The sequence below is a fragment of the Comamonas thiooxydans genome (genome assembly GCF_002157685.2).
GTDB classification, from domain to species: domain Bacteria; phylum Pseudomonadota; class Gammaproteobacteria; order Burkholderiales; family Burkholderiaceae_C; genus Comamonas; species Comamonas testosteroni_H.
Genome location: NZ_AP026738.1, coordinates 3,182,049 through 3,204,390, shown reverse-complemented (window position 1 = coordinate 3,204,390; position 22,342 = coordinate 3,182,049). Strand labels below are relative to the sequence as shown.

At 57.3% G+C, this 22,342-nt stretch carries 23 protein-coding genes and 2 pseudogenes; 13 read left to right on the top strand and 12 right to left on the bottom strand.

Annotated elements, in window-relative coordinates:
* Positions 1-78: 78 nt before the first annotated feature.
* Positions 79-969, bottom strand: coding sequence for a LysR family transcriptional regulator (locus CTR2_RS14760; protein ID WP_087083135.1), 891 nt, complete (start codon positions 967-969; stop codon positions 79-81).
* 116 nt (positions 970-1,085) lie between these two features.
* On the opposite strand from CTR2_RS14760, the gene CTR2_RS14755 reads away from it, so the two are divergent.
* Both CTR2_RS14755 and CTR2_RS14750 read left to right on the top strand, forming a co-directional pair.
* Positions 1,086-2,279, top strand: a complete 1,194-nt coding sequence (locus CTR2_RS14755; protein WP_087083137.1) for a serine hydrolase domain-containing protein — start codon at positions 1,086-1,088, stop codon at positions 2,277-2,279.
* The gene (locus CTR2_RS14750) at positions 2,276-3,448 is read left to right on the top strand and encodes an MFS transporter (protein ID WP_087083139.1); all 1,173 of its coding nucleotides are present in this window, start codon (positions 2,276-2,278) and stop codon (positions 3,446-3,448) included. Before CTR2_RS14755 ends, CTR2_RS14750 begins: the two co-directional genes overlap by 4 nt.
* 116 nt (positions 3,449-3,564) lie before the next feature.
* Here CTR2_RS14750 and CTR2_RS14745 read toward each other — a convergent pair whose 3' ends face one another.
* Positions 3,565-4,911, bottom strand: a complete 1,347-nt coding sequence (locus CTR2_RS14745) for an aminotransferase-like domain-containing protein (RefSeq protein WP_087083141.1) — start codon at positions 4,909-4,911, stop codon at positions 3,565-3,567.
* A 137-nt stretch (positions 4,912-5,048) separates the two neighbouring features.
* Between CTR2_RS14745 and CTR2_RS14740 the strand changes: the two genes are divergently transcribed.
* The 3 genes and pseudogenes from CTR2_RS14740 (at position 5,049) to CTR2_RS14730 (ending at position 6,406) form a co-directional block, all read left to right on the top strand.
* Positions 5,049-5,453 carry a VOC family protein gene (locus tag CTR2_RS14740; RefSeq protein ID WP_087084573.1) on the top strand — a complete coding sequence of 135 codons (405 nt, stop codon included), beginning with the start codon at positions 5,049-5,051 and terminating at the stop codon, positions 5,451-5,453.
* 62 nt (positions 5,454-5,515) lie between these two features.
* Positions 5,516-5,807 (top strand): annotated as a pseudogene (locus tag CTR2_RS14735) (PhzF family phenazine biosynthesis protein); the annotation flags it as partial.
* Between the two features lie 23 nt (positions 5,808-5,830).
* Positions 5,831-6,406 carry a DinB family protein gene (locus CTR2_RS14730; protein ID WP_176391718.1) on the top strand — a complete coding sequence of 192 codons (576 nt, stop codon included), beginning with the start codon at positions 5,831-5,833 and terminating at the stop codon, positions 6,404-6,406.
* A gap of 145 nt (positions 6,407-6,551) precedes the next feature.
* Here CTR2_RS14730 and CTR2_RS14725 read toward each other — a convergent pair whose 3' ends face one another.
* Entirely contained in the window at positions 6,552-7,307 is a 756-nt protein-coding gene (locus tag CTR2_RS14725; RefSeq protein WP_087083143.1) for an alpha/beta fold hydrolase, read from the bottom strand.
* Between the two features lie 527 nt (positions 7,308-7,834).
* Between CTR2_RS14725 and CTR2_RS14720 the strand changes: the two are divergent.
* Both CTR2_RS14720 and CTR2_RS14715 read left to right on the top strand, forming a co-directional pair.
* Positions 7,835-8,029, top strand: a pseudogene (locus tag CTR2_RS14720) (macro domain-containing protein); the annotation flags it as partial.
* A 43-nt stretch (positions 8,030-8,072) separates the two neighbouring features.
* Positions 8,073-8,363, top strand: coding sequence for a hypothetical protein (locus CTR2_RS14715; protein ID WP_140401022.1), 291 nt, complete (start codon positions 8,073-8,075; stop codon positions 8,361-8,363).
* A 6-nt stretch (positions 8,364-8,369) separates the two neighbouring features.
* Here CTR2_RS14715 and CTR2_RS14710 read toward each other — a convergent pair whose 3' ends face one another.
* Positions 8,370-8,843, bottom strand: coding sequence for a CPBP family glutamic-type intramembrane protease (locus tag CTR2_RS14710; RefSeq protein WP_087083145.1), 474 nt, complete (start codon positions 8,841-8,843; stop codon positions 8,370-8,372).
* 148 nt (positions 8,844-8,991) lie between these two features.
* Between CTR2_RS14710 and CTR2_RS14705 the strand changes: the two genes are divergently transcribed.
* Entirely contained in the window at positions 8,992-9,414 is a 423-nt protein-coding gene (locus CTR2_RS14705) for an Imm10 family immunity protein (protein ID WP_087083147.1), read from the top strand.
* Positions 9,415-9,781: 367 nt separating this feature from the next.
* Positions 9,782-10,183, top strand: a complete 402-nt coding sequence (locus tag CTR2_RS14700; protein ID WP_254913326.1) for a DUF2750 domain-containing protein — start codon at positions 9,782-9,784, stop codon at positions 10,181-10,183.
* 111 nt (positions 10,184-10,294) lie between these two features.
* On the opposite strand, the gene CTR2_RS14695 is transcribed toward CTR2_RS14700, so the two are convergent.
* Both CTR2_RS14695 and CTR2_RS14690 read right to left on the bottom strand, forming a co-directional pair.
* A complete protein-coding gene (locus tag CTR2_RS14695) occupies positions 10,295-10,693 on the bottom strand; it encodes a BLUF domain-containing protein (protein WP_034359506.1) in 399 nt (132 codons plus the stop codon).
* A 226-nt stretch (positions 10,694-10,919) separates the two neighbouring features.
* Positions 10,920-11,693, bottom strand: coding sequence for an MHYT domain-containing protein (locus CTR2_RS14690; protein WP_087083150.1), 774 nt, complete (start codon positions 11,691-11,693; stop codon positions 10,920-10,922).
* Positions 11,694-11,980: 287 nt separating this feature from the next.
* On the opposite strand from CTR2_RS14690, the gene CTR2_RS14685 reads away from it, so the two are divergent.
* On the top strand, positions 11,981-13,525 hold the full coding sequence (locus CTR2_RS14685; protein ID WP_149357059.1) for a methyl-accepting chemotaxis protein: 1,545 nt from the start codon (positions 11,981-11,983) through the stop codon (positions 13,523-13,525).
* Between the two features lie 74 nt (positions 13,526-13,599).
* Here the strand turns inward: CTR2_RS14685 and CTR2_RS14680 are convergent, their stop codons facing one another.
* The 6 genes from CTR2_RS14680 to CTR2_RS14655 form a co-directional block, all read right to left on the bottom strand.
* Positions 13,600-14,511: a polysaccharide deacetylase family protein gene (locus CTR2_RS14680; RefSeq protein ID WP_087083152.1), complete on the bottom strand. Its 912-nt coding sequence runs from the start codon at positions 14,509-14,511 to the stop codon at positions 13,600-13,602.
* Between the two features lie 92 nt (positions 14,512-14,603).
* Positions 14,604-15,020 (bottom strand): GNAT family N-acetyltransferase, encoded by a 417-nt coding sequence (locus tag CTR2_RS14675; RefSeq protein ID WP_087083154.1) that lies wholly within the window; start codon positions 15,018-15,020, stop codon positions 14,604-14,606.
* Positions 15,021-15,178: 158 nt separating this feature from the next.
* A complete protein-coding gene (locus CTR2_RS14670) occupies positions 15,179-15,568 on the bottom strand; it encodes a hypothetical protein (RefSeq protein WP_140401023.1) in 390 nt (129 codons plus the stop codon).
* A gap of 127 nt (positions 15,569-15,695) precedes the next feature.
* On the bottom strand, positions 15,696-16,508 hold the full coding sequence (locus CTR2_RS14665; RefSeq protein WP_176391637.1) for a nucleotidyltransferase domain-containing protein: 813 nt from the start codon (positions 16,506-16,508) through the stop codon (positions 15,696-15,698).
* Positions 16,509-16,597: 89 nt separating this feature from the next.
* Complete coding sequence (locus CTR2_RS14660; RefSeq protein ID WP_310220591.1) at positions 16,598-16,858, bottom strand: GNAT family N-acetyltransferase; 261 nt, start codon at positions 16,856-16,858, stop codon at positions 16,598-16,600.
* 450 nt (positions 16,859-17,308) lie between these two features.
* Entirely contained in the window at positions 17,309-18,352 is a 1,044-nt protein-coding gene (locus CTR2_RS14655; protein WP_087083156.1) for an AraC family transcriptional regulator, read from the bottom strand.
* A gap of 132 nt (positions 18,353-18,484) precedes the next feature.
* Between CTR2_RS14655 and CTR2_RS14650 the strand changes: the two genes are divergently transcribed.
* From CTR2_RS14650 to CTR2_RS14640, 3 genes are all read left to right on the top strand, one after another.
* The gene (locus CTR2_RS14650; protein ID WP_087083158.1) at positions 18,485-19,444 is read left to right on the top strand and encodes an alpha/beta hydrolase; all 960 of its coding nucleotides are present in this window, start codon (positions 18,485-18,487) and stop codon (positions 19,442-19,444) included.
* Between the two features lie 255 nt (positions 19,445-19,699).
* The gene (locus tag CTR2_RS14645) at positions 19,700-20,059 is read left to right on the top strand and encodes a DUF2946 family protein (protein WP_087083160.1); all 360 of its coding nucleotides are present in this window, start codon (positions 19,700-19,702) and stop codon (positions 20,057-20,059) included.
* Positions 20,060-20,149: 90 nt separating this feature from the next.
* Entirely contained in the window at positions 20,150-22,336 is a 2,187-nt protein-coding gene (locus CTR2_RS14640) for a TonB-dependent receptor (protein WP_254913328.1), read from the top strand.
* Positions 22,337-22,342: the final 6 nt, after the last annotated feature.

Genomic DNA, 22,342 nt, shown 5'->3' with positions numbered 1-22,342 from the left:
CAGATGCGGCTGCTTGCCAATGACCGAAGAACCTCACTCTGCTATCAGCCCCCGAAAACGACGTGAATCATGGGTAGATCAGGCAACCGGGAACACCCGCGCGCATAGGAAATCAACCAGTGCCCGTACCTTTGGCGACGGGTACTTGCTTGCCGGCCATAAAACATGAAAAACGCCACTGCGTTCCGCATAGTCGAGAAGGACCGGCTGCAGCCGGCCATCGGCCAATGGTTCGCGGATGGAAAAGTCTGGCAGGTAGGCGATTCCCAGCCCTTGCAGTGCGAAGCACACGCGCGTCTCGATGTTGTTGCAGATCATTGAGATTGGCAGCTGCAACTCGGGTTCATCGGGCATGGTTCGCAGTGTCCATGGCTCCAGCTTGCCACTATGGGGAAAGCGGTAGTGCAGGCAATGATGTTGCATCAGATCGGCAGGCGCCTGAGGTGTTCCTCGCCGTGCAAGATAGTCTGGCGAAGCCACCAGCAGCGAACGGAAAGCACCCAGCCTGCGCGCCGTGAGGCGAGAGTCGCTGGGCTCACCCGTGCGAACCACCGCGTCGAAGCCTTCCTCGATCACATCGACCATCTGGTCGGTGAAGTCCAGGTCCAGCTCGATCTCGGGGTACTCGCGCATGAACTCGCCGAGCACCGGCAGCACCAGCGAGCTAACCAGCGGCAAACTCACTCTCAAGCGCCCGCGTGGCGCACTGCTGGCCTGCGCCAGTTCCAGCTCTGCCGCTTCGATCTCGGCCAGGATACGTCGGCTGCGCTCCAGGAACAGCATGCCCTCGGCTGTCAACGTGACACTGCGCGTGCTGCGGTGAAACAGGCGCACGCCCAATCGATCTTCCAGCCGCGCCACGCTTTTGCCTATGGCGGAGGCGGACACGCCCAACAGCCGGCCGGCGGCAACAAAACTTCGCGTCTCGGCAACCTGCACAAACACGGCGAAACCATTCAGGCTGTCCATAACGCACCTTGATTGAAGACAAATTTGTCCGCATAAAGAGGAACTGTAGCCTACTTTTTCTTTCATCTCAGACTTTCTATCGTCACGGTATGGCCCATTGAAGCAAGGACTCTTCCGTGACTTATCCCATCTTTTCTCTACGTCAAGGCGTTCCGCCCGCACATCTATCCAGCCACATCCGCGCCGTCGTTCAGCAGGCTCTGGATGAGCGGCGACTGATCGGTGCCGTCGTGCTGGTGGCACACAACGGCGAGTTGATCCACCAACAGGCCGCAGGCCATGCCGACCGCGAGAGCGCGCGCCCGATGGACCTGACAACAATCTTCCGGCTGGCATCGGTGAGCAAACCCATCGTTTCGACCGCTGCGCTTGCGCTGGTGGCGCAAGGCCGCCTCGATCTGGATGAGGACATCGGCCGCTGGCTCCCAGGGTTCCAGCCCCGGTTGATCGATGGCAGCCCGGCTCGCATCACAGCCAGGCAGTTGCTTAGCCACACGGCAGGGCTGGGCTATCGCTTTTTCGAGCCCAATGCAGATGGCCCCTACGCCCGGGCTGGTGTCTCGGACGGCATGGATAGCTCCGACATCAATCTGGCCGAGAACCTGCGTCGCATCGCCAGCGTGCCGCTGCTGTATGCGCCGGGTACTTCCTGGGGCTATTCACTGGCAACCGATGTGTTGGGGGCATTGATCGAACACATCCATGGCGCCCCGCTGGATGAAGCCGTACGCCAATGGGTCACGGGTCCCCTGGGCATGATCGATACCAGCTTTGGGGTGCGCGATCCGCAGCGCGTGGCCACTGCCTATGTAAGCGATACGCCTCAGCCACACCCGCTGGCCGAAGGTGAAATGGTTTCGCCATTCGAGGGCGCAGTCGGTATCACATACAGTCCGGCTCGTATCTTCGATGCCCGGGCTTTCCCTTCGGGCGGAGCCGGAATGGCAGGCACGGCTGGAGACTTTCTGCACCTGCTGGAAGCCTTGCGGCAGGGCAACGGAGCATTGCTCCCCGATGAGCTGATCAACGAGATGGGGCGGGACCAAACTCGTGGGCTGGACCTGCCCAATGCGCCGGGTTTTGGTTTCGGCCTTGGTTTTTCAGTCTTGCGGGATCCGCTGAGCGCCGCGTCACCAGAATCGGCAGGTACCTGGCGTTGGGGTGGCGCCTACGGTCATGCCTGGTTCGTGGATCGGGCTCGAGGCCTGAGCGTAGTCGCCTTCACCAACACGCTGTACGAAGGCATGTCCGGTCGTTTCGTCAACGAGTTGCGCGACGCGGTCTATGGTGCGCTTGAGGTCGCGCCATGACCACCGTACGTCAAGACAGCATGCCCGTTGCATCACTTTTGGCGTTGGCAATGGCTGCATTCATCACCATCCTGACCGAAGCGCTGCCGGCAGGGTTGTTGCCTCAGATGGCGCGGGGCTTGATGGTGTCCGAAGCCTGGACGGGGCAAACGGTCACGATCTATGCCGCGGGTTCGCTGGTGGCCGCCATCCCGTTGACCGTCGTTACACAGGGCGTGCGTCGACGCCCTTTGTTGCAGGCGGCGATCGCAGGCTTCGTCGTCGCCAACACTGTCACGGCCCTGTCCAGCAGCTATGTTCTGACAATGGTGGCGCGCCTCCTGGCGGGCGTGTCGGCTGGGCTGCTGTGGGCAATGCTGGCGGGCTATGCAGTACGCATGGTGCCCGAGCACCAGCAGGGCCGGGCCATCGCCATTGCGATGCTGGGCACGCCATTGGCACTGTCGCTTGGCGTGCCGGCGGGTACCTTCCTCGGCAATCTGCTGGGCTGGCGGATGTGCTTCGGCATCATGAGCGGACTGGCACTGGCGCTCATGGCATGGGTACAGGTCAAGGTGCCTGATTTCGCGGGGCAGGCCGCGGGAAAACGGCTGCCTCTGGGGCATGTGTTCACGTTCCCGGGTGTGCGTCCGGTGCTGTTCGTGGTGCTGGCCTTCGTTCTGGCGCACAACATTCTCTATACCTATATCGCGCCATTTCTCGCGGCGGCAGACATGGCGGAACGGACAGACCTGGTTCTGCTCGTGTTCGGCGCCACCTCCCTGCTGGGCATCTGGATCATCGGCGCGCTGATCGACCACCATCTGCGCGCGCTGACGCTTGGCAGTACGCTCTTGTTCAGCCTGTCGGCGCTGGCACTCGGCTTGGTAGGCGATGCGCCTGGGGTAGTGTATGCGGCAGTGGCCGCCTGGGGCCTGGCCTTTGGCGGGGCGGCGACGCTGCTTCAAACGGCCATCGCCAAGACGGCCGGCGACGCGGCCGACGTTGCGCAGTCGATGCTGGTCACGGCCTGGAACATCGCGATCGCGGGTGGTGGACTGATTGGGGGCGCCTTGCTGGATCGTCTCGGCGTCGCAGCATTTTCTCCGGTGCTGTTGGTGCTGCTGGCCGCAACGCTGGCTGTTGTGTGGGCCGCCAGGCACCACGGCTTTCCAGCCACGCAGAGGTAAGGCTCGGGAGTTCTTCGGTATCGGTTCCGCTCCTTGCTCAGGTGGAAGAGCTCCCGCTTCAGCCGTGCTTGCCGTGACTAAGCTGTCTTTCCGGCAGTCCTGCGTCGGCGCCACACTCAGGCTTGCAGCTTGAGCAACTCTGCCAGATGCTTCAGTGCGTCGCTCAGGTCTTCGAAGCTGGGACTGCCCAGGCAAATCCGAAGGCCGCTCATTTCGTCTTGCGGGTCTGCCATCATGGTTTCCGGCGGAGTCAGCTTCAAGCCGATTTCTGCCGCCGCTGCCACAAGACTATTGGCGGTCTCGCACTTCATCGGCAGCCAGACGTTGTAGGCATCGGGGTGCCGGACAAGCTCACTCGCCCCCAGCAGCGAGGCTGCGAGCTTGGAGCGCCGCCGGGATTCATGGCGCAGATCCCGCTGGATCGAGGCGACCACGCCGCTGGCCAGCCATTCGTCAACCACCGCACAGGAGAAAGCCGATGGAGCCATTGCCATATCCTGCATCAACTCTTGTGCGGCGCCGCCCAGTTCGGCGGGGACTAGCAACATGCCGATCTGCAACCCAGGTCCAAGCGACTTGGAGAGCCCGTTCACATGCAATGAGATATCGGGCGCCAATGCCGACAGCTGGGGTAAATCAGGGAAAGAGGCGGCATAGACCCCATCTTCGATGATCCATGCTCCCGCCTTCCGGCAAATTTCCACAATGGCCTGCCTTCGCTCCAGGCCCATCGTGGCGGTTGTCGGGTTGTGCAGCGTCGGAGTGAGGTAGACCGCCTTGCCATCGGTTGACGTGACACCGCCGAGTGCATCTGCGAGCGCTTGCGGCACCATCCCTTCGGCATCGATCTCGACACCTTGCATCCGATACCCTTTGCGCCGGGCCAGTGCAATGGCACCGGGATAAGTGATCCGCTCGGTCAAAAGCAATCCTTGCGAGCCGCAAGCTAGGTCAAAAGCCAATGACAGCGCCTGGCGCGCGCCGCTCGTCAAAACCAGAAGCGACGGATCGACAACAAGGCCGAGTGTCGCAAGCCAGCGGGCGAGAACACGACGATGTTCCAGATGCCCGCCAGGAGGGGCATAGAAATTGAAATGATCCGCGTCGACTTTGCGTGCAATCCGCGTCAATGCCCGCGCCAGAATGCCTGCGTTGAGCGCGGCCGGCGGCGCATTGGACGACAGGTCAATCAGTCGATCGCTATGCGCCTGCTGAATCGCGACAAAGGTTCCTCGCCCTTTGACGCTGCGTGTCAGGCCTCTGCGCTCAAGAGCGGCATAGGCCTTCGTCACCGAGCCAAGACCGATTTGCAACTTCTCTGCAAGATCTCGATGCGCGGGCAGGCGGTCACCTCCCGCCAGCCGGCCCTCGACGATGTCGTCGGCGAGCGCAAGCGCAAGTCGTTCGGCAGCATTGGCCTCAATGCTTGCAAGGCGAGGCTGCCAAGGGGATTGGAGGAGCATGTTTGCGGTCTCAATAAAAATAGTGTCGCATTACACTATTTGATTATTCAATAGTGTAACGTTCATGGAGGCGCCTATGCATGGCAGCCATTAATGAAAAGCGGCCGGCCGCGATGACGGAAGGCATGGAGAGCGAGATGTTCAGCCACGTGACTGTTGGAACGCGCGACCTGGAGCGGTCAGGCCGCTTTTACGACGCGGTGCTTGTACCGCTTGGCCTGAAGCGGCGGATCGTTGTGCCCGATGGTGGGCCGGCGGCGCTTTGCTGGGTAAGCGCGCATGCGGCTTTGCCTCGCTTTTATGTCTACAGCCCGTACAACGGAGAACCAGCAACCGTCGGCAATGGCAGCATGGCGGCCTTTCTGGCACCGTCAACAGCAGCAGTGAACACCGCCTACGCCGATGGCCTGGCGCACGGCGGCAGGGATGCCGGAGCCCCGGGGCCGCGTCCTCATTACGGGGCGGGCTACTACGGCGCCTATCTGCGCGATCCTGACGGCAACAAAATCCATATCGTTCATCGTGCCGACCTCCACCCATAGTGCAGGGGAGGTGTGTATTGCTGGAGACGCCGACATGATCGACAGCCAAATCGCACTCGTTTATCGGCGTGATTGGACCTCATGCCGAAGGCGGTGATGCTGCCTACGAAGTACGAGCCTTCTTCTCCGGCCATCTGGGCGCCACCGTCGAAGACCCCGGTCACAGGGAGCCTCAATGCCTTGCTCGCCCAGTGGCTGTTTGCAGTGGGTTTAACCGAGAGCAGCTATGTGGCCCCTCAAGGAACCTGCACTGGTCGAAAAGGCCGCATTCATCTGGCCCGTGATGATTCCGGCCAAGTCTGGGTCGGCGGCGAGACACACACCCATGTCAAAGGCAAGCTGCTCAGTCCATGAAGACATCCAAGGAACTTTCAAGCATGTCCACAACCTTTCAGGCCCCATACAGCCCACCTCCATTGAATGAGCGCACCACGCTGTCCACATCAGCAGCAGACACATTAAAAATGCTGGTGCGCTACAAGGCCTGGGCAAACACACTTACGTTCAAAAACGTACTGGAACTACCGGAAGGCGAGACTCTTCGACAAAGACCGACACGGTTCGGAAACATGGTGCATACGCTGAACCATGTCTATGTGGTTGACGACATCTTCAGGCACCATTTACAAGGCAGGAAACACAGCTATACCGCACGAAATACAGACCAGACGCCTGCCGTTGACGATCTTTGGAAGGCAGTTCAGGAAATGGACTCCTGGTACACCGGGCTTGTCGATACTTGGTCGGACGACGACCTTGTGAAAGTCGTTCATTTCGAGTTTGTGGGAGGGGGGCAAGGTGCCATGACGCGCGAGCAAATCGTTCTGCATATCGTGAATCACGGTACTTATCACCGAGGTTTTGTCGGCGACATGATGTACCAGATACCTTTTACGCCGCCATCAAACGATCTGCCCGTATTCATCCGAGATCACTATCGCAACACTCGGTGAGGCGTTCAATTTCGACGGGGTGCTCTGAAATCGTATGGTGTCGACCGTAGGGGGTACTGGCCCGTGCCAGTGCAGGCCAGATCGACATGGCGTCCGGCACCAGGCCTACGTTCTCGAATCCCTATTCATGCACTCCCGAACTCTCTCATGGTGTTGCAACGTCTCGAATGAAGTCAGCCACCACCGCAGCGGCCTCTTGCGGAATGGCTTGCAGCAGGCAGTGTGGAGCATCCAATGCTTCAACTCTTATGTTCCGAAAACACTGCTTTGTATCCGTCACGGCAGACTGCGGCACCAGGCGGTCACGTATCCCTTTCAAGTAGAGAACCGGAGCATCAACTGCTTTGGCATGTGCTCGCGCATCTACGGATACCACCGCTCTCAGCCTTGAACGCAGAACCGCCGTTTGAACCTTGGCCAAGGCGGATCGCAGCATAGTTCGCAGACCTGGCGTCGCAAACCGGCCCAGGAGCATCAGGTTCAGTACTGGTGTGGGGGGAAGCGGTACTGGCATGGTCGCCAGACCGCTGAGCCAGCGAAGCCCCGGCCTTGGATTGCGCACGAACGAGCAGCACAGAACAACGCCTACAACGCGCCCCGGGTATGCCGCTGCCAGCGAAATGGCAATGGGCCCCGAGAAAGACTCTCCCAACAAGACCAAACGGCCTTCGGGTGGCAAGGCCGATGCGGCGAGCTTCGTCAAACCGGTATAGGTTTGTGGCGGACCAGAAGTTGGATAGCTCACCATGACGATGGGCGTCGTCTTCGCGAATGCGGCAACGAACGGTGCGAAAAGCTCACCCGTGCCATCCATTCCAGGAAGGAGAACAAGGACCGCGGGCCCAGCCTCTGCAAAAGATGGTGACTGCAAATCAGAAAATCCTACTGAAAGGCTGCTCATGGCCGGGGGCGGTAGTGGCAACCCCGTCCATTACAGCACTTTGAATAGTCTAATTTAAAGGTCAAAGGAACTTGTTTAAGGGTGGGTGGAATAGGGCAGTTTCGGCTTGCCGGGAGGGCGGATATGCCTTGCGGGTCGTGTGCACGCGACCAGGAAATCGGACTAAGGCAGTTCCTCGTTCAAGATCCGGATGGATACCTGCTTGGACTGACAAGCGTCCTCGGGACAGGATCTTTTGGCTTCGGTAGGCTTTTACCGAAACTAGCGATCGATCACAGGAAAGTACGCTTCTGGCCGTACTGCGAAAGCCGCAGATCGACCCAGTGCAGACAATCGAATGCTCGCAAAAACAGAAGTTTTGCGACGGTCACGATCGCTCAAAATTGCAATCTTCCTGATTCCAGGCACTTCGGGGACGCGCCCGCACACAACTGCATCGCACGTCGGCACTTACGCAGGCAACGCGTTTACAAACCTGGCTCGCCATTGCAGCATCAACTGCCTTCCCGCTCTTTCGCTGTACAGATATGCCCACACGCCTTCATGCCATCTGCTCTGACATCACAAAGCTTCATGTGGGGGCGACTGTCAATGCAGCAAATTCGTCTCTGCTTGGCGGAGGTGGCGTCGATGGTGCAATCCATCGTGCGGCAGGTCCAGGCCTTGTGCATGACTACCGCATCCTTAGATGGAGCTTGACAGCGTCGAAGCGCTTAAGGAGATGGCGGCCATAGGCCTGGGTTATGCCGTGATTCCGCGATGGCCATGAATGGTGTTGCGCAAGGACGAGCCATTGAGCCGTTCACTGTCGATGGTTTGCCAGATTATTCAGGCGCATTGTGCAGCCTGGATGTTGCAGCCGGAGTTGTGAAGATGGCTTGTATCGAATCTATCATTGCTGATCCGGTACCGATGTCTGTCATCGATGAGGCAGTAACTCGCTGTCTTTTGCATCGGGGTCATCAATTGATGCCCGCTGGCTCTTCTGCTGCCAGGTTTTCCGCGTGGGCGGCCGTTTCAGGCCGAAAGCAGCGGCTGCACATGACCCTGAGCTGACCTACGTCAGAGGAACTGAAGGCTGAAGACCATTGAGTTTGCAGCCGCATGAGTGAGGTATGTGCAAAGGATAGGTCTCCCATTCCTTTTCGCCTCTATGGTGAAAACGGCAGAAAGCACTATGGCTCCGAGCAAGATGGTGACTGCGAAGCGGTCTGTGTAGCCATGCAGCACAGTGAATACGATCACGGAGACCAGTCCGGCAATCCACCATGAGGATGTCAGCAGACGACGGGTTACCTGAATTGGCAGCCATTGCCCTGCAAGCGTCTCGATGAATGGCATCATCACTACCCCGACCATGAACTGAATACCTGCAGGGTATTTGGCCATCGGGTTTGAGCCTGGTGGCACCGGCCCTATGGACCAGGTCGTAAGAAGGACCCAGATAATCTGTCCACAGAACATCACGGCTGCTCCGCCAATAACCATCATCCATCTTGGAGCAGCCAGTAGTCGAGTCGGTGCGTCGAGGCTCATCAACCGAGTAAGTCAAGTAGCAATGAAGCCGTTGTAGCACATGTGCTGCAAACGCCGGGAGACAGCTGCCAGTCGATCCACGGCGCTCGTGACCAGGGCCTTCCCGGCATAGGGCCTGTCGCCGCCCTGAACCCTCAAGAACACCCAAATGAACACTCTCTCCTTTCGCGCAGCCTGCATCGCCACAAAAGATCCGGAGCACTTCTGCCTTCTTGTCGGCTTCGCCGACAAGAAGCACGGCACCGAGCATTACCTGATGCTCCAACGCTCCTTCGAAGAGGATGAGGACGAGCAGGATGAAGAACTGGGCATGAATACCTACCATGTCGAGTGGTGTGGGCAGCAGAGAGCTCGCTATGGCGGCATTGAGCGGTTTGTACTGAAGCGTACCGGTGCGGACGTCACGTTCAAGCGCGAGGCGGCGGAGGACATCGATGAACTGAAGCAAATGTCGATCGCCTTTGATCTTTCGGCCGGCGAGTACGAGGAACTGAAAGCCGCCTTGACGAATATCTTTGCCGGGGAGAGTTGCTTCGAGATGACGGATGGCCAGGCTATCGGGGCCGAATAGGTGTGGCGAAGGGGTCCGGACCCTTCGGTTCGGATGCGTCATCAAGGGCAGGGTGGATGCGCCGCAGCCTTGATGGTCATGGTACCCATTACCGGTACGACTGGCTGTCGGCCGCCATGAGCGTAGGGCCGAGCAGGGCGGTGGTGGTCGGGTATCTGAGACGGGATGGCGGATCTGGACTCAACGCGGTCAAGAAGAAAATCTGCTGGCAGCCCGCTTCCGGTCGTATGTGGTTGTGGCGGCCGCTGTTCGATTCACAGATGGGATATGCATCGGCGCTATCGCCAGTTCATCATTGCCGAAGCGACTAGAGCTCCGGCTCCAACCTGTTGACAGAATGCCTCATTCATCCGGCGCCAGTTCTCACATGGAAAAGTCTTATCCACTCAACCGACAACAGTTCCAAGCGGTATCGGCACTTGCCAGTCATCAGCGTTATCGGCATTTCATCGGCCGAGTATCGGACTGGCAATTGGTGTGGGGACTGAGGAATGAGGGGGGATGGGTGACAGCCTCGTACAGCAACGGAAATCCTGTGGCCCCCTTTTGGTCACATCCCGATTACGCGATTGCTTGTGCAGTTGGCGAATGGGCCGGCAATACCCCGGCAAGCATCGATATTCACCATTTTCTGAGTCGTTGGCTTCCCGGCATGGAAAAGGACGGCATGCTTGCGGCTGTATTCCCAACGCCTGCAATGCAGGGGGTAGTCGTTTCACCGCGCCAGTTGCAAAGCGATATTGAGGAAGAACTGTCTTGCATGGAGTGAATGAAAGCAGGTTGAAATTCCGTTGCCGGCCGGCAGGCGGCCGTCTCGGAACGATCTTTGAATCTGCGGAAATCAGAGTGCTTCAGCAACAAGGAGTTTGAATGGACGCTGCTAGGCAGCATCCAGCATTGGCAATAGTTGCTGCAGGCAACTCATCGCGGCATCTCCGTCGACAACCCACATTTGGGCCAACGGCTCGGCATCATCTACCGAGAGGTAAGCCATGGTCCAACCGGAGAAAAGGCGACTCGTTATACCTCTTGCCTCGTGCTGCGGAGTGAAATTGGTATGGCGATTGTCCAGCGATATCTTTTTGGCCAATGCAATCACCTGCTGCTGAGGGCCCTCCATGTATTGGACGAAGCGCTGGCCGTCAAAAATCAGGATCCCTGTGATCCCATGGGCCTCATTGAAGCGGCGTGAGACTCTGGTGATATCTGCGACACAGCTCGTACTGGCGTCACTGGCGATTTCACTGTGGTAGAGAAAACATCCGAGCAGGTGTTTCAAGATTGCCTCTTACTTTTCAGCGTTGCATAGATGCGGTTGGTGCCGGTATCGTGTTTGTCTCAAGCGAGGTACCCAGAAGCTATTCCTTGCAGACAGAGTCGGAGTGGTGATCAACGGGCCGATTGCTCGTCATCGGGCGACACATGCCAACGAGACAGGTCGAGATTTATGGTGGCGCAATGGGAAGTAAGCTCCATAACAAGGGGCACCAGTCTGCTGCCCCAATTCATTTGCGAGGGATGCCTGCTCTTGTGCTGCTCTTTTGGAAAGATACCAGCGCCAAGTCCATCAGCAGAACCATCGACATGCCCAGGGCCAGTACAGCCACTACCATCGGCAGTCCAAGTGCGCTAAGCACATACCTTCCCGAAGGAATCGCAAGGCGATTTTCCGTCGTGCAAATGAACTCGGCCGCACTCATGCCTGTGTAGTGCATGGCACAAACGGCAAGGGCCATGACCGCCGCGGCAAGCAGGCGCATGCTTGTCTTTTCGGTGTGAAATGCCAGCCACAGCGCCGCAGTTGCAGCCACGAGAGCAATAAGCACAGACATGGCGATTCGCTCATAGTCCCACTCCAGGTGGCCTCCAAAACGCATGCCATACATGCCTAGGTAGTGCATGACAACGGCGCCCAGCCCAAGCATTGATCCCGCCAAAAGCAAGCGACCAATGCTGCGCGGATTGTGAGCCACGATATGAAAAGCCAGAGCCGAGATTGCCACTGCGGCAATGAGCGACACGCCGGTCTCCCATATCGAGTAGCCGGTCCCAAGGTCCATGCGCAGCGCAAGCATGGCAATGAAATGCATCGACCATACGCCAATGCCGCCAAGAGCAATCCCTGTGCTGCCGAGGCTCATCAGATAGGTCTGGCGGTCATCAACCTTCGGCTCAAGTCGCTTGGCGGAGATCAGCGCAATGAAGGCGCCAATCATTGAAATCGCGTACGACAGTACAACCAATTCCATGCTGTAGCCGGTGCTGACCATTGCATCCATGAGCCTCTCCTAGTTGCCGAACAAGAAGAATCCAGAATTTATAAATTGACTTGTATCAAATTAATTCAAAGCCTTCAAGGTGATTTTGTGAATCAGATCTGATTCGATGCTAGTTCGATACATCAGATCTGATATCTATTCAAAAAATGAAACAAGTCAATGAATATGTAAGTACTTGACACGAACAAGCGCTCAACGAGCGATCGCATGGGTGCCCAAGGCGTACCGGCTTCACTCCAACTGGGCGGCATCTCGTTTTGTCAGGCCATTGACTACAGAAGGCACATATGAGAGTGAACGCACCGGTAACTCAGCGGGAGTACAGCTTTGATGAGCACGCGACTCTGATGTCCACCACGGACACGGAGAGCTACATCAAATATGCCAATCAGGCGTTCATGGAGGTCAGCGGCTTCGAGCCGCAAGAGATCCTCGGCCAGACGCACAATCTGGTGCGCCACCCGGACATGCCCCCGGCCGCTTTTGCCGACATGTGGGCCACCCTCAAAAGCGGCGAGCCCTGGAGCGCACTGGTCAAGAACCGGCGCAAGAACGGGGACCACTACTGGGTTCGCGCCAATGCCATTCCCATCATCCGCAATGACAAGGCCAAGGGCTATATGTCCGTGCGGACACAGCCCGAGCGCAAAGAGGTCGAGGCGGCGCAAAAGCTGTACGAGTCCATGCACGACAAGGGCGGTTCAGCCCCCGAGCTGCACAAAGGCATAGTCTCCAGGAAGGGGCTGGGGAAGCTGCTTTCGATCTGGCGGCACATGGGGGTGCGCCGGCGCATTCGCCTGAACTCGCTGGCCTTGTGGGGCGCCCTGGTGCTCGGCGCCTGGCTGCTGGGCCAAAGCCAGATGCAGTTCCTGTCGATGGCGGCCTTCATGACGGTGGCCCTGATGGTGATGACGCTATTGCTCGAGAGCCAGTTCGCCACGCCGCTGGAGCTGCTCAAGCGTCAGTCGCTGAACGTGGCAACCGGCAACAACCGGCAGACGGAATACTTGCAGCGCACGGATGAAATCGGCACCACGCTGCGCACGGTCAACCAGATCGGTCTCATGTTCCGCTGGCTGGTGGACGATGTGAACCAGCAAGCTCTGAATGTTCAGCAGGCCTGTAACGAGATCGAGCAGGGCAACAGCTATCTGCACGGGCAGACGGAGCAACTGGCGGTGAATGTGGCCCAGACCTCGGCCTCCATGGAGCAGATCACGGCCCGGGTTCAATCCAGCGCCGATACGGCACAAAAAGCCGGTGTGCTGGCCAGCGAAGCCAGCGCGGCGGCCTTGCGCGGGGGGCAGTCCATGGATCAGATCGTCTCCACCATGGAGTCGATTACGGCCAACTCCCGCCGCATTGCCGACATCGTCGGCGTGATTGACAGCATAGCGTTTCAAACCAATTTGCTGGCGCTGAATGCGGCCGTGGAGGCCGCCCGTGCCGGCGAGCATGGCAGGGGGTTTGCCGTCGTTGCCGGCGAGGTGAGGGCCCTGGCGCAGCGCAGCGCCGATGCAGCCAAGGAGATCAAGGCGCTGATTCAGGCCAGCACGGCCACCATCGAGGCGGGCTCTCTGGTGGTCAGCGATGCGGGGAGCAATATCGGGGATATCGTCTCTCAGGCCCGCAGCGTGGCGGACTTCATTGCCGAGATCAGCAAGGCCACGCGCGAACAAAGCGAGGAGATCAGCCAGGTAGGGAAGTCGGTGGCGGACATGGACTATCTGACGCAGCAGAACGCGCAACTGGTGACCCAGGGGGCGCAGGCTTCCAGCAGCATGCAATGGCAGGTGAAAAATCTTGTGGAAGCGATTGGCGTGTTCCGGTAGCCCGCGCAGCGAAGCGCCGTGATGACTGCTTCTGACCGGCAGGCGACCGTCTCGGAATGACCCCAAAAGGACTGCTAGGGTACTAGTGATTCCAGGCGGAGCTTGGGTTCTTCATAGACCGAGTCCTCGGCGGGATAGCGCAGGCCAGAAATGCCGCGAGCTTTCGCGCTTGCCCATACGACGCTTTCGCCAGTAGGCAATGTGTCAGGCTGCGAAGAGTAGATAGGATCTTTGAATGCGGTTGTTGCTGGTACGAATGTCCAGCCTTGCTTGCGAAAAGCCGAAACGATATCAGGCAAGGTTTCCGCATTGATCTCATTGGTGTGCAGCAGCATCACATGCACAGGGCTTCGACCAAGTACCTGCTTGGCCAGGCCTTCATAGTAAATAGCCCGGTCAAGCAGGTGTTCAATGTAGGCCATCTTGACCCGCACAGCCTTGTCGTGTGAACCTGCTTGTAGAAGCGAGGAGTAGATCTGGTTGTAGTACCAATCGCTGGCATCAATGGAGACTGGAGCGGGTCTATAGCCATTTGATTTCATCCTGGATCGGATGCCTTCACGCTTTTCCTCCGTGTCACCTTCTTTCAGGTAAGGAAAGCGAAGCATCGGCACCCAAGTCGGAATGTGACGCAGAGCTGCATCGGCCTTTTTCACGTCCGCAATGAATTCGTTCAGTGTCGTTTCGGTGGATGCAAGACTGCGGTGTGTCGCCGTATGGTTGCCTACCGCATGACCTGCCTTGGCCCAATCCATGACGAGCCCCATTCCTCGATCACCGCCTATGCGAATCAGCGAGGGGAATACCATCGCTGTGATGCCAGAGTCTTTGAGGCTGGTAATGATCTGCTGATTCCACACTTGCGCTTGGACCTGCTTGTCGGGGTTCAGTCCATCATCAAAGGTCAAACTCAACGTCTGGGCAAAGCCCAGTGATGAAAAAAGCAGCACGGCCAGCGATGCAATAGCGCGAAGAATGGTTGTCATGAGAGCTGATAAAACACGCGTGCAGTGAACCTGCAAGTCATTGACTGTGAATCGACCCACTGCAGACGTCCGAGGATGTCTGCCAGTTGTCCCTAGGCGTTATCACTGCCAGAGCGCACGAAAGAATACCGGCGAATGTCCGTCCTCAGCTTCCATCCTCTGCTTTCCCAATAAGCGTGGGCAGAATGGTTCTCCTGAAGAACATCAATATGGCTCTTATGAATGCCGAGTCTTTCAAGTTCGTCCAGGCAGAGCTCCACCAAGCGGGAAGCAATGCCGCGTTTTCGGTGTGTAGGCAGGACGACAAGGTGCTGCAAGTAGCCGCGACGGCCATCGTGGCCTGACATGATGCATCCAACGATATGCTCGCCCTCTAACGCAACGAAGCTCAAACCCGGGTTGCGCGACAAGTAGCGCTGAGTAGCTTCCCGTGAATCGGCATCCCGAAAAGTAACCCCATCTGTTTTCTTCATCATTGCGGTGACGCTGTCGTAGTCCCCAATGTTCATGGGTCGGATAGATACCTGATCCACGGTGCTAGGGCAGTGGCGTGTTCTCACTGCTGTCTCCAATTTCTGGCAGTCCAAAGGCGAGAGCACATTCTGCTGGAAACACGTGGACTGCTTGTGGCCGAGAGCCGCTGTTTCTGTTCGACCTTGAGCGGTCACTAGACAAGCTCCTCATGTACAAAGAGATGGTAGGGCGGGCCATCAACTTGGATTTCGTCTGGGACCGGAAAGCTATTTGCGCAGCAGTCAATTTCAACATACTCAAGATACCCAGAGCGTCCTGCAAAAAAGAGGATTTCTAGCGTTTTTTCTTCATTAATCAGATGGAAATCGGCCTCGAAAATTAAGCCATAACGGCCTATTGATACCAATGGGGCGATTATCGAGTCTGACTTTATACGCACAGCGAAGCTATTACATCCGCAGGTACAGAAGTCAAAGAGCTCCGCATTTTCAAATTGCTCTGCTAACGACTCTGGCTTTGGGAAGCCGCATTCCTGCAAGATGAATTTTTGCCAGAATTCTGCTCTGGAAAGATCATTGATCACTGTGGTGCCCTATTGCTTGAAATCGATGGAATGAGCTGGTATTTATTGTGCTTTAGTCCGTCCTGCGTCAAATCATGAGCTGAAGAGATTGTCTGCAAATGGCCGGTTGCCGCCGTCGCTGTTCAGCCTAAGCAGACGCGGATGAGTACTGGAGCCCTTGCATCCAATCGACAAAGAACACCAGCCTCTGATTGAAAACGTCGTTCGTTGCCGAGGGCGTTTTGGCATGCTCAAGAAAGAACTCCATTTGTTCAGCCATTTCGGGAAAGCGAACCGAGAAAAACTTGGTGTATTCCTCCAGAGATTCAGGCCATAGATGGTCTGCCTCAAGGCGCAGGACGTTGGTTGCGCGAACCAGCTTTTTTGCAGCCTCTTTTTTCAGCCGTCTCGTTGCGTCTTCGTCATGTGCTTGAGAGATGCGCGCCATGTAGTCGCGGAGCACCTGGACATAGTCTTCGTTGACGGCTTTCGCAACTGCGGGTGATGGCTGAAATGCCTGAAACCGAAGTGCCAGATCTGAACCATAAATACAGCGGCACTCATGCTTGAGCCAGTAGCCCCAACTATACAAATTGGCCGGGTTCAGTACATCCTCAAGTACACCTACATCCAAATCGATCTTGGTGACTTCAGGATGACCCGCTTCCAGGTTGGAACGGACGCGCTCAAGAGATTCAGCCTCTGGTGTGGAAAGCGGCCTCGACAGCACCAACGTCAAATCCAAGTCCGATTTTCCGGGTTGGGCCATCGCTCTGGGCACGCTGCCGTACAGATACAGACTGTCTAGGAGTACTCCGAGCTCCCGCACTAGACTGTCACGCGCCTCGTCAATCAGGTTGACGAACTCGGGTTGTAGAGGTCTGACTGGGAGAGCCTTGATGAAGGTGGGGGCAGCGTCACGACAGCTTTTCATCAGGTCAAGGATAGCGCAGTGGTTCACTCTAGTGCCTCCCGGCCGGCAGTAGCCAACCACTGAGGGCTGTTCACAGCCCCAAGCAGTCAGTTGCCGCCTTTTGGTCTGGGCCTTCGCTACATGAGCGCTAAGGTTCGTGTGCCTGGGTAGGCACGATATAGGAGGTGCTCGCGCAAAGGGTGTCCTGAAGGACGAGAGGGATGCTCGAACGTTTGAGCGTCTCGCCTCATGCCAAGTCGTTGGATAACGCGTTCAGAAGCGGCGTTATCCAACGTTGTAAAGGAAATGATTTCGGACACTGCTAACTGTGCAAATGCAAAGGATAGTGCTGCACCTGCCGCTTCTGTTGCAAAGCCATTTCCCCATGCCGTTTTCACAAGCCGCCAGGCTATTTCGATGCATGGGGAAAATGGCAGCTCATCGGTCGGTCTATGCAAGCCGGAATGTTGCGGTAGCTTTTTCTTTCACTGCCCAAAATCACCAACCTTGCTGCTCGATGAGGTCGCGACAGTATTGCTCCATATCATTGCTCTGCTCCACACGAAAGTGTGGCGGGAAAAAAGCGCATAGTCTCTGCGTCGGCATTTATGCGCGCAAAGATGGGGTAGTCAGAATCTTGTCATTGCCGAAGACGCAATCGTTTGGTTTCTATCTCGTGAACGTTCATTTCATCATCAATTTTTCCACACCACTTCTTCTGCTGCCTTGTTTCCAAGAAGAGCGTCTGTTTTGACTGTGGCTTCAACTGGTCATTTTGTTGCATTGAGCAGTTGAATCCGCAAACCCAAACCGCCAGCCACTTTGCTATTGCCATCTTGAAAGGCCGGCTATCGATGCTTGCTACTTGAGACTTCTTGGCCGCGCATTTGCTCAGTTGCATTTGTGGGGGAAAAACCCGTCCATCGTTTATATGCTTGCGAGAACGCGGATACATCACTGTAGCCAAGTCTCGCGGCAATTTCTGCAACGGATAGCTCAGAGCCAATTAGCAGCTTGTCGGCTCGTGCTCTGCGAACCTCTTCGTATAGTTTCCGAAACGAGAGTCCTTCGTCATGAAGCCGGCGTTTGAGCGATCTCTCGCTTACGTGAAGCCAGCCAGCAACTTGCTGCAGGTTTGCCGCCGATCCATCAGGTTGTGCCGCCAGCATTTCTCGAAGTAGCGTTCCAGTCGAAAGCGATGTGCGACGTTTGGTCATGAGGTCTTCGCACATGCGGATGCACATGGCATACGTTGCCGCACTGGCTTGAGGCAGGGCTTGAGACATAGTTGCCTGTGTTACGCGTAGTTCGTTGCTTTGCGATCCCCACTCGATCCGTACGCCGCCGATTGCGTACGGCATATGCGGAGACCGTTTGATGCTGAGACTGAGTGCTTCCAGTTGCGTGTCTGTCCCCAGGACATCCAGCATTAGACGGCAGGTCGCGCCTACAGCGCGTTGCACTGCAAACTCGCGCAATGCTGGCTCAAGCGCAGGCGATGCAACGAATTTCAACCGATGCATCCCGTCTGAGCGCTCATGCTCCAGCATAGCGAGCGCAAAGGTTAAGGAGAGGAAACGGTGTGCGAGCAGGAGGGCATCCAGACCGCTTGCCGCACTAAGCATTCCAAGGCCAAGAATTCCATAGGCCGTAGCGTGGTAGCGCATGCCGACAAGAAGCCCCAGGCCTGGCTCGTCTGGGATGAGAGTGAGCAGGTTTCGAATGACGGCTACTTCTTGTGCTGGATCGATGCTGATCTCTGCGTCCGCCAGCCGTTCTTGGGTCAAACCGGAGCCCTGGAGCAGATCCCGCGCTCCAAGACCGCGCTTTGCTCCTGCTTCGAGCAGCAACTGGACACTTGCCGGACTGCGCGTGAAATCCCAGAACTGCATGAATCTTCCCCAGACTATTGGCCTGAAGGATAAAGCAGTTGGCCCGATTCAACCTTCTGCAAAGGGATCGCAACTCCTAAAGTGAAAACAACGCGACGCAATCCGCAGCGCGTATCGATCACGGAGACTTCCATGAGCATGTACGCCGACCAACCCATCTGGCGAGAAATCCAGTCTTTCCTTCCTGAGCGCTATCGGATCCCCTTGAGCGAGGAGCCCTCCGAGTCTTTCTGGGACTGGCACAGTGATCGAATTCACATCGATGCGTACCGCAATCCGAACGCCTCGGTAAGGGTTATTCTGATGCACGGAGTCGGGACAAATGGTCGTCAGATGATGACGATTCTGGGTCGCCCGCTGGCTCAACGAGGTTACGAAACCATCGCTGCGGATATGCCGGGCTACGGTTTGACTGAAGTAGGGGAGGGCCACGCCGTCACTTACGACGATTGGGTCCAGTGCGGTAGCGACCTGATTGACAGAGAACTGGCGCGTGACAGTCGCCCCATCGTTTTGTATGGCCTCTCTGCCGGCGGCATGCTTACCTATAACGTTGCGTCCCGAAACCGCAAGATCAAGGGTATCGCAGGAATGACGTTTCTTGATAACCGGGACCGGCGGGTGCGGGACGAGACAGCGAAAAATCTGATTGTCAGTCGCGTAGGAGCTCCGCTCATGAGCAAGTTGGCCAATACGCCATTGGCAAAGATGAAGATGCCGATGAGCCAGGCAGGGAAAATGAGCGCGCTGTGCAACAGCGATGCGGCCATGAAAGTTTTCATGCGCGATAAAACCTCCGCTGCAAACGCCGTGTCCATCGGATTCCTTGATTCCTACATGTCGCATGTGCCCGAAGTCGAACCAGCTGACTTCAATGTCTGCCCTGTCTTGCTGACGCAGCCAGTTGATGATCGCTGGACTCCTCTGGAGCTAAGCGAGCCTGTAATCGGCCGAATCGGCAAGGTACCTGTTCGGACCATCATGCTGGAGAACGCGGGGCACTATCCGCTCGAGGAGCCGGGTCTGTCACAAATGGTCGACGCAATCGATGATTTCTTCCGTGAAGTGACCGGCACCGAGAAGGTGCGCTGAGTTCGGCATCCTTTCAGGCAGTGCTGCCCGCCCTGTAAAGCTCAGCCCATGAATGCAGGCCTATGGGGTTCGGGCACGGTCGACTGCCTGGAAGAACAGAAGCTTTGCAATGGTCACCGTCGCTCAAAACTGCGATTTTTCTGTTGCAAGCCCTGTCGAGGACGCGGCCACACACGGCTGCATCTCCTCGATAGCGCGAAGTAGCGAGAAATCGACAAGTCTCGGCCTTCATCGGAGGCCTCATAATGCGCAACCATGCAAGCGCTGCGTAACTCCCTGTCACTGACCCGCCTGGTTCTGGCGTGGTTCATGCTGACGTTGAGTATTGCAATGGCTTCGCCCATAGTGCATCCAAAAGCCATCGAGGTGGTCTGTACCTCAAGTGGCAGCATGCAGGTGATCATGCTTGATGAGGACGGCCAGGCCGCGCCAGGGCTTCATCATTCGTTGGACTGTCCCCTGTGTCTGACTATCACGACACCGCCGAGCTATTCATCACCGCATCTTGAGCAGCCACAGCCGCTCGGCTTGACGCTACAACCTGTAATTTCAGCGCGCATTGCCGCGCTGGTGGGGGCACCTTTGCCCCCGCGAGGGCCGCCAACGCTCGTGTAAGTCCACTGTGCCGCCAATCGATGGCGGATACAGCCTATCGCCGTCGGGCCCAGTCCTGCACGGCCGATTTCACTTGCACGCAGATAGTTCATGACCCATCCCTTTTATGGCGCGATGCCCAATGGCAACGCGAGTTTTCTTTCGCTCACCTTCTTTCAACGCAACAGCGTGGCCCTGGCTGTGGCCCATCTGTCATTGGCTGTCCCTCTTGCAGTAGCGAGTTCTGGCAGTTTGGCGCAAACCGACGTCACCCTGGACACGGTTACCGTACGTTCATCGGGGGACACTCCTTTGGAGCGCTCAGTGGGCACCGGTAGTCGACTCGACCTCAGTGCACGCGACACTCCGGCCAGTGTCGAGGTGACTACGCGCGAGCAACTGGAAGCTCGCGGCGACACTGCTCTGGTTGATGCAATCACGCGATCTACCGGCATCACCAGTCTGGGACATCCGGGCAACAGTGGCAGCGCTCTCTCGGCACGAGGTTTTACAGACTCCACCTCGGTCATGCGCCTATACGACGGTACGCGCCAATACGGGGGAGTCGGTGTGAGTTTTCCCTTCGACACCTGGTCTATCGACCGCATCGAAGTGCTGCGCGGACCCGCATCCGTGATCTACGGTGACGGTGCTATTGGTGGCGTGGTCAACGTGATCCCCAAAAAGCCCACGCGCGGGCCTGTCCAGAATGAAGTCCAGGCCACGGTGGGAACCAAAGGCAAACGTGCATTGGCCTTTGGCAGCGCAGGCGCGATCAATGAGCAATGGTCCTATCGACTGGATGTCAGCGGCGACCAGTCGGATGGGTGGGTGGATCGTGGCGATTCCAGCAATCGAACGATCTCCGGCGCTCTGCGCTGGGATGTGACACCTGACTTCAACTTGCAACTGTCGCACGCACAGGGCCGGCAAAAGCCGATGCGTTACTTCGGTGCACCGCTGATCAACGGAGTACAAGACCCTGCGATCCGAGAGCGCAACTACAACGTTGCCGACAGCCGCATCCAGTTCAAGGATCGCTGGACCGAACTGGCTGCTCAGTGGGCACCCGGCAGCAATATCGTCGTACGAAGCAAGCTCTATCACATCGGCAGCGACCGCTATTGGCGCAATGCTGAAGCGTACCGGTACAACACCGCTACAGGATTGATCGACCGCTCGGACAACACCGAGATCGGTCACGACCAGACGCAGACAGGCAACACCACGGATGTGACCTTCAATGGCAGCTTGCTCGGACGTCCAAACCAGCTCTCCGTGGGCTTCGACGTGAACCGAGCATCGTTTCAGCACACCAACAACACTTACACCGGCAGCTCCGGTCCGGTAGACCCCTATAGCCCCGTCCCTGGTTACTACAGCAGCTCCGTACCTTTCATTCCTCGCTATCAAAACAAGGCCGAGCAATATGCGCTGTTTGCGGAAGACCGGCTTGAACTGACGGATCGCTGGTCTGTCGTGGCGGGCACCCGCTTCGACCACGCGGATCTATCGCGCCAGGACCTGGTGGCGGGCACTCAAGCTTTCAAACGCAGCTACTCCAATACCGGTTGGCGACTTGGTTCGGTCTACAAGCTAAGTCCTCAGCTGTCCCTGTATGCGCAGGCATCCAAGGCCGCAGATCCAGTGAGCGGCCTGCTGATGCTGTCGGCGGCTAATTCCGCCTTTGACGTATCGAGCGGCAAACAGTTTGAGGTTGGTATCAAGCAATCCTTTTGGGAAGGCAAGGGTGACTGGACGCTTGCAGGGTACTCCATCACCAAAAACAACTTATTGACGCGAGACCCTGCAAACCCCGCTTTGCGCATACAGGTTGGCGAACGCTCCTCCAAGGGCATCGAGGGGACCCTGTCGATGCAAGTCAGCAAGGCCGTGCAGATTGATGCCAACTTTGCGCTGCTCAAGGCTCGCTATGACGATTTCAGCGAGTCCGTGGGCGGCATCGCTGTTTCACGCAATGGCAATATTCCCACCGATGTGCCGGAGCGTGTCGCCAATGTCTGGGTGAGCTGGAAAGTCGTGCCAGACTGGACGCTGTTCGGCGGCCTTCGCCATGTTGGCAAGCGCTATGCAGACAATGCAAATACCTTGAAGCTGCCTGCCTACACCACAGCAGACCTGGCGCTGCAATGGAAGGCAACCAAGGCCACCACGTTCACGCTGCGCGGCTTCAACATCTTCGACAAGCACTACTTCACGACCTCCTACTACACCAACACGCAGTGGTTCGTCGGAGAAGGGCGGCGTGTTGAGCTGACACTGAATCATCGTTTCTGAACGGGC